This window comes from Methylosinus sp. LW4 (genome assembly GCF_000379125.1).
Taxonomy (GTDB): domain Bacteria; phylum Pseudomonadota; class Alphaproteobacteria; order Rhizobiales; family Beijerinckiaceae; genus Methylosinus.
In genome coordinates this window covers 1,025-2,211 of sequence record NZ_KB900627.1, presented here as the reverse complement: position 1 = coordinate 2,211, position 1,187 = coordinate 1,025, and the positions used below count along the sequence as shown (strand labels likewise).

2 protein-coding genes are annotated in these 1,187 nt (G+C 64.7%); both read left to right on the top strand.

Annotated elements, in window-relative coordinates:
• The coding region (locus METLW4_RS25470) for a phosphopantetheine-binding protein (protein WP_018267987.1) at window positions 1-763 on the top strand (763 nt) is incomplete at its 5' end.
• Window positions 760-1,187 (top strand): condensation domain-containing protein (locus METLW4_RS25465; RefSeq protein ID WP_043333283.1); only part of this gene is annotated, 428 nt, incomplete at its 3' end. The genes METLW4_RS25470 and METLW4_RS25465, both read left to right, overlap by 4 nt.

Genomic DNA, 1,187 nt, shown 5'->3' with positions numbered 1-1,187 from the left:
GCTGGCGCGCGGCTATCTCGGCCGCGCGGATCTGACGGCCGAGCGTTTCGTCGCCAATCCTTTCGTCGCAGGGGAGCGCATGTATCGCACCGGCGATCTCGTGCGCTGGCGTCGGGACGGGAACATAGAGTTCCTCGGGCGGATCGATCATCAGGTGAAGATCCGGGGCTTTCGCATCGAGCTCGGAGAAATAGAGGCTGCGCTGCAGCGACAGCCGGATGTGCGCGATGCGGTTGCGGTCGCTTGGGCGGACGGCTCGGGCGACAAGCGGCTGGCGGCCTATGTGACAGGCGAGGGAGAGCTGGACTTCGCAGCGCTGAAGACGGCGCTGCGGCGGGAGCTGCCAGATTATATGGTTCCGCAGCTATTCGTTCGTCTCGATGCGCTGCCGCTGACGGCGAGCGGCAAGCTGGACCGCAAGGCGCTGCCGGCGCCCGATCCCGACGCGCAATCGCGCCGGGACTATGTCGCGCCGCGCACGCCGACGGAAGAGACGCTGTGCCGCGTCTTCGCCGAAGTGCTCGGCGTCGAGCGCGTCGGCGTCGACGATGGCTTTTTCGCCCTCGGCGGACATTCCCTTACCGTGATGCAGCTGGTCGCACGCGTGTCGAGCGTGCTGAATGTCACGCTGCCGATTTCGCTCGTGTACCGGGACGATAGGCTCTCGGTTCTCGCGGAGACTGTGGATCTGATGAAGGCGTTGAAGCCGTCCCACGACGATCGCGCGCCGCTCGCCGCCGCTTTCGAGGAATTCGAAATATGAATGCGATGGAGCTCATGCGCGAGATTCAGTCTCGACGCATATTCGTCCACCTCGACGAGGGTCGCCTGCGAGTCGAGGCTCCCGTCGGCGCGCTGACAGACGATATCAAGCTGGCCCTGACCGCGCATAAGGCCGGCCTCATCGCAGCCCTTTCGCAAACATGCGCGGAGGACGAGCCGCCGATACGATCGACCGCGCGCGCATCGGAATCGCCAATGTCGTTTGCGCAGCAGCGGCTCTGGTTTCTGGAGCAGTTCGTCTCGGACGCGGCGTCCTATGTCATTCCTGCGGCGTTTCGCTTTATCGGCTCGTTGAACATTGCGGCCCTTTCCTGGGCGGTGAATGCGATCGTGGCGCGGCACGAGACGCTGCGGACGCGCTTTTCCGTGGTCGATGGCGAAGCGACTCAGATCGTCGCGCCATC